Here is a 6,383-nt window from a genome sequence, read left to right as displayed (position 1 = left end):
GGGCGCGACCGGCCGGGGAGTGGACGCCCCTCACCGGGCCGTGGTCCAGCTCGCTCGACCAAGGGGCCTACGTCGCCGGCGTCAAGGACGTGCGGCGGCGCATCGCGGCCGGCTCGGTCTACCAGGTGAACCTCTGCCGCGTGCTCTCCCATTCGCTGACCGACGACGCCGACCTCGACGCATTGGACCTCCTTGTGCGGCAAGGCAACCCGGCGCCCTATGCCGCCCGCATCCGGTGCGCCGAGGCGGGGCTCGACGTCGTCAGCGCGTCGCCCGAGCTCTTCCTCGAGCGGCGCGCCGGCCGGCTCGTGACGCGCCCCATCAAGGGGACCGCCGCGACGCCCGCCGCGATGCTGCCCAAGGACCGCGCCGAGAACGTCATGATCGTCGACCTCATGCGCAACGACGTCTCCGGCGTGTGCGACCCGGGCACCGTGGCGGTCGACGAGCTGTGCGCCCTGGAGCACCATCCGGGGCTGGTCCACCTCGTCTCGACGGTGAGCGGCCGGCTGCGCACGGGCGCGTCCTGGGCCGACATCCTCTCGGCGACCTACCCGCCGGGCTCGGTGTCGGGCGCGCCGAAGTCGAGTGCGCTCGCCGCGATCCGCGACCTCGAGCCCACACCACGCGGCCCCTACTGCGGGGCTGTCGGCTGGGTCGACGGGGACCGCAAGGAGGCCCGGCTCGCCGTGGGCATCCGGACCTTCTGGGCCGAGCGCGACCCCGCCGGCCACCGATGGCTGCGGTTCGGCACGGGCGCAGGGATCACCTGGCACTCCGACCCCGACGGCGAGTGGGCGGAGACGGAGCTCAAGGCGGCTCGACTCTGCGGACTCGCGTCGGGCAGGGTGGTGCCATGACGAGGACGCGCCCGTGACGGACAGCCAGCTTCGGGTGTGGGTCGACGGCGAGCTCGTCGACCCCGGCGGCCCGTCCATCTCCGCGCTCGACCACGCGGTGACGGTCGGCGACGCCGTGTTCGAGACGGTGAAGATCGAGCGCGGCGTGCCGTTCGCCCTCACGCGGCACCACCGGCGTCTCATGCGCTCGGCCGCCGGCCTCGGCCTGCCCGAGCCCGACCTGGCGCTGCTGGCCAAGGGCATCGACGCGGTGCTCGACGGCCCACCGCTCGACTTCGGCCGGCTGCGCTACAGCGTGACCGGTGGCCTTGGTCCGCTCGGGTCGGACCGCGGCGACGCGACCCTGACCTACATCGTGCTCGCCGGTCCTCAGGCGCGCCCGCCCGCCTCGGGCGCCGTGACCGTCGTGCCGTGGACGCGCAACGAGCGGTCCGCCGTCGTCGGCCTCAAGACGACGTCGTATGCCGAGAACGTCGTCGCCCTCGCGCGTGCCCGTGAGCGGGGGGCGGTCGAGGCCGTCTTCGCCAACACCCGCGGCGAGCTGTGCGAGTGCACCGGCAGCAACATCTTCGTCGTCGTCGAGGGCGAGGTGCTCACTCCTCCGGTGGACTCGGGTCTGCTTCCCGGCATCACGCGCGAGCTCGTCCTGGAGTGGGCAGCGCAGGGCGGCATACGGATCCGTGAGGAGACCCTGCCGCTTGACGTGCTCGACCGCGCCGACGAGGTCTTCCTCACCTCGTCGACCAAGGACGTCCTGCCCGTCTCGGCCGTCGACGACCGGAGGTTGCCTCCGGGCCCGCTCACGGCGACGGTCGCCGACCTCTTCCGGCGGTGCGCCGCCCGGGACGCCGACCCGTGAGCCGGCACGGACAGCGCGCGCAGGACGCCCCTGCGTGGCGCGCCCGGCTTCGCCGCAACCGCACGACGGCGGCGCTCTACCGGGTGCTCGTCGGGGTCGTCGGTGGAGCCGTGACGGTCCTCGGGCTCATCGCCGTGCCGGCGCCCGGTCCCGGCTGGCTCATCGTCTTCCTCGGTCTGACCATCCTGGCCAGCGAGTTCGAGCTCGCCCAGCGCGTGCTCCACTTCGCTCGCGCGCAGGTCGGCCGTTGGAACGCCTGGGTGCTGGCCCAGCCGGTCTGGCGCCGTCTGGCCCTGGGCGCGGCGACGCTGCTCGTGGTCTGGGGGGCGTGCTGGGCCTACCTCGCCTGGCACGGCGTGCCGGCCTTCGCTCCGCAGTGGGCCGAGGATGCCCTGCTGCGCCTGCCCGGCGTCTCGTGAGGGGCGCGATTACCGCCCGGCGCGGCGAGCGGCTATTGTTCCTCCGTTGCCTCGCGGAGGCGCCCGGACGTGTAGCTCAGCTGGTTAGAGCGCTCGCTTCACACGCGAGAGGTCAGGGGTTCGAGTCCCTTCACGTCCACCGGATGCTGCCCCCTCAGCTCGGGGCGTCGACGGGCAGGCCGAGGCCGGCGGCAGCGTCCTGCATCCGGTGGTCATAGCTGACGAGGCTGAGCAGGTCCGGACCCAGCAGCTGGGCCGTCGCGATGTGGATCGCGTCCAGCGAGCGCAGGAGGCCAGCCGACCTCAGGAGCGCCGCCGAGTCGAGGAGCTCGTCGTCGACGTGGACCTGGTCCACGCGAGAGAGTTGACGGCGCGCATGGGCGACGGCGGGCGGGCCGCCCTCGAGTACCGCGCGCACGACCTCGACCCGGGCCAGAGCGCTCGTGACCCTGCCGTCTTCCCGGTGTCGACGCAGGAAGCCCCGCAGGGCCTCGGACTCCGGCTCGCGCGCCACGAGCTTGACCAGAGCCGACGAGTCGAGGTAGATCCTCACCGCTCATCGAGGCGCAGTGCCGCGAGGGCAGCAGTGGCCTCCACGCCGTAGCTCCCCGGCGCCTCGGCCGCAACGTCCTCGCCACCCTGGGCCGGACGGACCCGGCCACTGCTGACCAACGCGGCCCAGAGATCTGTCCGCACCGGCACCAGCCGGGCCACCGGTTGCCCCCGATCCGTGACCTCCAGTGACTCGCCCCGACGGACGCGCTCGAGGTAACGACTGGCATGTTGACGCAGCTCCCGCACCCCGATCCGCTCCATGTGCTACACGGTAGCACCCCGCACTCCCCACGCGCGTCCGGCGGGTCCGCGGAGGGTCCGGCGCCGCGCGGCGCTACGGTGCCACGCGGACGGAGTGCGTCTGCGCCGCCACCGACCCTGAAGGAGACCCCAGGTGACCAGCCTGTTCGACCGCGTGCCCCTTCGTGCCGAGGACGCGGGCTCCGTCACCGCGCGGAACCGGCTGTGGATCTCGCCCATGTGCCAGTACTCCGTCTTCGCCGAGGACGGCATACCGACGGACTGGCACTTCGTGCACCTCGGCCAGTTCGCCATCGGCGGTGCGGGCGTCGTCTTCACCGAGGCGACCGCGGTGAGCCCCGAAGGGCGGATCTCGGCGCGCGACACCGGCATCTGGACCGACGAGCAGGCGAGCGCGTGGTCGCGGGTGGCCGCCTTCGTGCGCAGCCACGGCGCCGTGCCCGGCATACAGCTGGCGCACGCCGGTCGCAAGGCTTCGACCTACGCCCCGTGGGGGATGGACAGGCGGGGCACCGTCCCGGCCGACGCCGGCGGATGGGAGGCGGTGGCACCGTCACCGGTCGCCTTCGGCCGGTATGCCGTGCCCACGGCCCTCGACGAGCGCGGGATCGAGCGGGTCGTGGCGGACTTCGGCGCGGCGGCCGAGCGGGCGGTGCAGGCCGGGTTCGAGGTGATCGAGATCCACGCCGCGCACGGCTACCTGATGCACCAGTTCCTCTCCGGACTCGCCAACACCCGGACCGACGACTACGGCGGCACCCTGGAGAACCGGGCGCGTCTGCTGCTGCGCGTCGTCGACGCGGTGCGGCGGGCGGCGGGGGACCGGGCGGTGTTCGTGCGCCTGTCCGGCACCGACTGGGCGCCGCCCGAGCTGGCCGACCGTGCGTGGGAGCAGGAGCAGTGCGCCACGGTGGCGGGGTGGGTCGCGCAGGCCGGGGCCGACTTCCTCGACGTCTCCACCGGTGGCATCCTCCCTGCGCCGGACATCCCCGTCGGCCCGGGCTACCAGGTGCCTTTCGCGGCGCACGTGCGCCGCACCGCGGGGGTGCGCGTGAGCACAGTCGGCCTCATCACCGAGGCTGCCCAGGCGGATGCGGTCATCCGCACCGGCAAGGCGGATGCCGTGATGGTCGCCCGGGCCGCGCTGCGCGACCCGCACGTGGCGCTGCGCATGGCGGGGGAGCTCGGCGTCGAGCTGGACTACGTGCCGGGGCAGTACCTGCGCGCCTACTGACCCAAGGCACCCGGCCACCGGGCCGGCCCGTGCGGGCGATCCGGACGGCGGAGCACTACCGTGGTGCGCATGGACGCCGCCGTCACCGCGCTGCTGATCTACCAGGAGTCAGGGGCCCCCGGGCAGGAGCTGGAGTCCGTCGCGATCACCCCGACCGGCCCGGAGGGCAACCGGTCCAAGAAGCACGCGGTGCACCTCGTGTCGGCCGAGGAGTACGTCGCCACGCATCCCCGGGCCAACGTCGTGCTCAACATCGACCCGGAGGTCCTGGGGGGCCTCGTGGGCCGCACCGTGCGGTTGGGGGAGTGCCTCCTCGAGGTGACCCGCAAGCCGGCGCAGTGCCCGGGGGTCTACGCCGACGTCGTGGAGCCCGGCGACGTGCGGGTGGGAGACGCCCTGCTCGTCGGCGGCCGATGACGATCTCGTCCGAGCATCCGTTCGCCACCCCCGAGGGGGAGCGAAACCCCGTCCGTCGGCTCCGCGGACGGGTCGGCGCGACCGTCTCGCTGTGGACCGCCGGCGCCGGGCCACAGCGCGTGGGGCTGACGGTCTCGTCCTATCTCGTGGCCGACGGCGACCCCGCCCGGGTGCTCGCCCTCGTGCACCCCGACGCGGACCTGCTCGAGGGTCTGGACGAGACCGGCAGCGCCGTCCTGCAGCTGCTCGAGTGGCGCCACCGTGACCTCGCCGAGGCCTTCGCCGGCCTCTTTCCCGCGCCCGGAGGGCCGTTCCGCATGGCGCAGTGGGAGCAGACCGACTGGGGGCCGAGACTGGTCGGGGCCGGCGCCTGGGCCGGCGTGCGCCTCGACCGGCCCGGAACGGGCCCCAGGGCGGACGCCGGCGGATCGGCCCGCGCCGTGGGTCGGCCCGTCGGTTGGTCGGTGCTCGTCGAGGGGGTCATCGAGCACGTCGTCATCGGTCAGGAGGAGGCGCCGCTGGTCCACCGTCGGGGCCGATACCAGCGGCCCCCGCGCTGACCCCGCATCCGATACCCGCGCGGGACAATAGCCGCGACACGGCCAAAGGCCGCGCTTGCCACCTTCTTCCCCCCTGCGCCCAAGCCGTCTACTCTGGATACTCATCGCGTTCCTGCGCGAACGGACATCCGAGCAATGCGGCTAGGACCGGGGGGCCGGGCATGACAACGACGCACTTCACCACGGACGACAGGCTCCTGACGCCTGCCGAGGTCGCGGCTCTCTTCCGCGTCGACCCCAAGACGGTCACCCGTTGGGCCAAGGCCGGGCGGCTCACCGCGGTGCGGACCCTAGGTGGTCACCGCCGCTACCACGAGGCCGAGATCCTCGGGCTCATGGGCGCTTCCGCCGCGCCGCTGGTCGCCGTGGCGAGTGTCGCGCCGGACGTGGCGGCAGCCGCGGGCTGAGGCCTCGCCTGAGTCGGTCGCCGGGGCTGTTCCCGGCGCTCCCGTGCGACCCTGCGCCTGCCCACCCCTCCCGGTCGAGTGGCCAGTTTTGCCCCCCCGGGTCGAGTGGCCAGTTTTGCTCGCGCCCCCTGCACCGAAGTGGCCACTCGACGAGAAGGGGGCCGGTGCGGGCGGCCCACTATCGTGGTCCGGCGTCGGCCGTTCCGGCCGGAACGCCCCCTCGCAGGAGGAACCATGGCCCGACCGTCCACCCCACGCCGTGTCGCGATCCTCGGTGGCAACCGCACTCCGTTCGCCCGGGCCCACGGTGCCTACGCCGAGGCATCGAACCAGGACCTGCTCACGGCCGCCGTGGACGGGCTCGTCGCGCGGCACGGCCTCGCCGGCGAGCGGCTGGGAGAGGTCGTGGCCGGGGCGGTGCTGAAGCACAGCCGCGACTTCAACCTCACGCGGGAGACCGTCCTCAGCACCCGGCTCGACCCCAGCACCCCGGCATACGACGTGCAGCAGGCGTGCGGCACCGGGCTCGAGGCCGCGGTGCTCGTGGGCAACAAGATCGCGCTCGGCCAGATCGACGCGGGCATCGCGGGCGGCGCCGACACGGCCAGCGACGCCCCGGTCGCGGTCAGTGAGGGCCTGCGCACCGCCCTCCTCGCCGCGAACCGGGCCCGCGGTGCCAGCATGCGGATCAAGGCCCTCACCCGGCTGCGACCGGCGCACCTGCTACCCGCCTTCCCGGAGAACGTCGAGCCGCGCACCGGCCTGTCGATGGGGGAGCACATGGCCGAGACGGCGGCCGTGTGGGGCATCT

Annotated in this window: 9 protein-coding genes, 1 tRNA gene and 1 pseudogene; 9 read left to right on the top strand and 2 right to left on the bottom strand. The window is 73.8% G+C overall.

The features are described from left to right. The 4 genes from VFJ94_RS11195 to VFJ94_RS11180 form a co-directional block, all read left to right on the top strand. A partial coding sequence (locus VFJ94_RS11195) for a chorismate-binding protein (protein WP_325004287.1) occupies positions 1 to 860 on the top strand: 860 nt, incomplete at its 5' end. Positions 861 to 873: 13 nt separating this feature from the next. After that, on the top strand, positions 874 to 1,719 hold the full coding sequence (locus VFJ94_RS11190) for an aminotransferase class IV (protein WP_325004286.1): 846 nt from the start codon (positions 874 to 876) through the stop codon (positions 1,717 to 1,719). Continuing rightward, positions 1,716 to 2,138 (top strand): TIGR02611 family protein, encoded by a 423-nt coding sequence (locus VFJ94_RS11185; protein WP_325004285.1) that lies wholly within the window; start codon positions 1,716 to 1,718, stop codon positions 2,136 to 2,138. The genes VFJ94_RS11190 and VFJ94_RS11185 overlap by 4 nt, the downstream gene beginning before the upstream one ends. A 65-nt stretch (positions 2,139 to 2,203) precedes the next feature. After that, a tRNA-Val gene (locus VFJ94_RS11180) sits at positions 2,204 to 2,277 on the top strand. A 15-nt stretch (positions 2,278 to 2,292) separates the two neighbouring features. Here the strand turns inward: VFJ94_RS11180 and VFJ94_RS11175 are convergent. Together VFJ94_RS11175 and VFJ94_RS11170 are read right to left on the bottom strand one after the other, a co-directional pair. Beyond that, positions 2,293 to 2,691: a type II toxin-antitoxin system VapC family toxin gene (locus VFJ94_RS11175; RefSeq protein ID WP_325004284.1), complete on the bottom strand. Its 399-nt coding sequence runs from the start codon at positions 2,689 to 2,691 to the stop codon at positions 2,293 to 2,295. Then, positions 2,688 to 2,954 carry a type II toxin-antitoxin system prevent-host-death family antitoxin gene (locus tag VFJ94_RS11170; protein WP_325004283.1) on the bottom strand — a complete coding sequence of 89 codons (267 nt, stop codon included), beginning with the start codon at positions 2,952 to 2,954 and terminating at the stop codon, positions 2,688 to 2,690. Before VFJ94_RS11170 ends, VFJ94_RS11175 begins: the two co-directional genes overlap by 4 nt. 133 nt (positions 2,955 to 3,087) lie before the next feature. On the opposite strand from VFJ94_RS11170, the gene VFJ94_RS11165 reads away from it, so the two are divergent. From VFJ94_RS11165 to VFJ94_RS11145, 5 genes and pseudogenes are all read left to right on the top strand, one after another. Continuing rightward, positions 3,088 to 4,188 carry an NADH:flavin oxidoreductase/NADH oxidase gene (locus tag VFJ94_RS11165; RefSeq protein WP_325004282.1) on the top strand — a complete coding sequence of 367 codons (1,101 nt, stop codon included), beginning with the start codon at positions 3,088 to 3,090 and terminating at the stop codon, positions 4,186 to 4,188. Positions 4,189 to 4,257: 69 nt separating this feature from the next. Further along, complete coding sequence (locus tag VFJ94_RS11160) at positions 4,258 to 4,605, top strand: hypothetical protein (protein WP_325004281.1); 348 nt, start codon at positions 4,258 to 4,260, stop codon at positions 4,603 to 4,605. Beyond that, complete coding sequence (locus tag VFJ94_RS11155; protein WP_325004280.1) at positions 4,602 to 5,165, top strand: flavin reductase family protein; 564 nt, start codon at positions 4,602 to 4,604, stop codon at positions 5,163 to 5,165. Before VFJ94_RS11160 ends, VFJ94_RS11155 begins: the two co-directional genes overlap by 4 nt. A gap of 161 nt (positions 5,166 to 5,326) precedes the next feature. Next, positions 5,327 to 5,572 (top strand): BldC family transcriptional regulator, encoded by a 246-nt coding sequence (locus tag VFJ94_RS11150; RefSeq protein WP_325004279.1) that lies wholly within the window; start codon positions 5,327 to 5,329, stop codon positions 5,570 to 5,572. Between the two features lie 234 nt (positions 5,573 to 5,806). Continuing rightward, positions 5,807 to 6,383 (top strand): annotated as a pseudogene (locus VFJ94_RS11145) (acetyl-CoA C-acyltransferase); the annotation flags it as partial.

The sequence above is a fragment of the Intrasporangium sp. genome, from assembly GCF_035688975.1.
In the GTDB taxonomy this organism is placed as follows: Bacteria; Actinomycetota; Actinomycetes; order Actinomycetales; family Dermatophilaceae; genus CALMNV01.
Note: the sequence above shows the minus strand (reverse complement) of the source record. Positions and strands in the feature narration are given on the sequence as shown.

Excerpts from the sequence above, each read along its gene's own strand:
- VFJ94_RS11170 (WP_325004283.1), bottom strand. The coding sequence starts at position 2,954 with ATGGAGCGGATCGGGGTGCGGGAGCTGCGTCAACATGCCAGTCGTTAC.
- VFJ94_RS11160 (WP_325004281.1), top strand. The coding sequence starts at position 4,258 with ATGGACGCCGCCGTCACCGCGCTGCTGATCTACCAGGAGTCAGGGGCC.
- VFJ94_RS11155 (WP_325004280.1), top strand. The coding sequence starts at position 4,602 with ATGACGATCTCGTCCGAGCATCCGTTCGCCACCCCCGAGGGGGAGCGA.
- VFJ94_RS11150 (WP_325004279.1), top strand. The coding sequence starts at position 5,327 with ATGACAACGACGCACTTCACCACGGACGACAGGCTCCTGACGCCTGCC.